Annotated in this window: 1 protein-coding gene; it reads right to left on the bottom strand. The window is 57.8% G+C overall.

The features are described 5' to 3' along the window. On the bottom strand, positions 1-353 hold a 353-nt coding region (locus AC1RPJ_RS07885; RefSeq protein ID WP_481762862.1), incomplete at its 3' end, for a hypothetical protein. Positions 354-389: the final 36 nt, after the last annotated feature.

Below are 389 nucleotides of genomic sequence, written 5' to 3'. Positions count from 1 at the left end.
CCGCCGTATAGGTTGTGCCACACGACTTCCTCGCGACTGCGCTTTTGGAATTCCTGCACAAGATAGGCCGCGAAGTACAAGGCTTGTCGATCGTCGGGAGAACCCGCCGCGCAGTAGAGCATGGGCGTCGTCGGGTCGTCCAGAAACATACCAATGCTCTGATCCTGCTCCGACGAGTCGATCACGCGTTCTTTCATGCGCTCGTTCTCGGTCCAGAAGTCCTGAGGCATCCACCGAAACTTACCGCATTTCCAGACCCACCCCGGAACCACGGACAGCAGCTGCGGCGTACGCTTGGCCTCAATGGTCTTGGGTATAGCCGCCGCTTTAGTAGCACTTGTGGGCTTAGCCACGTCTTCCGGAGCCACCTCATTTGCAATGTCATTGGC

This window comes from Dellaglioa sp. CoH-57-MRSF-17 (assembly GCF_056782015.1).
This window is presented reverse-complemented; position numbering and strand designations above follow the sequence as displayed.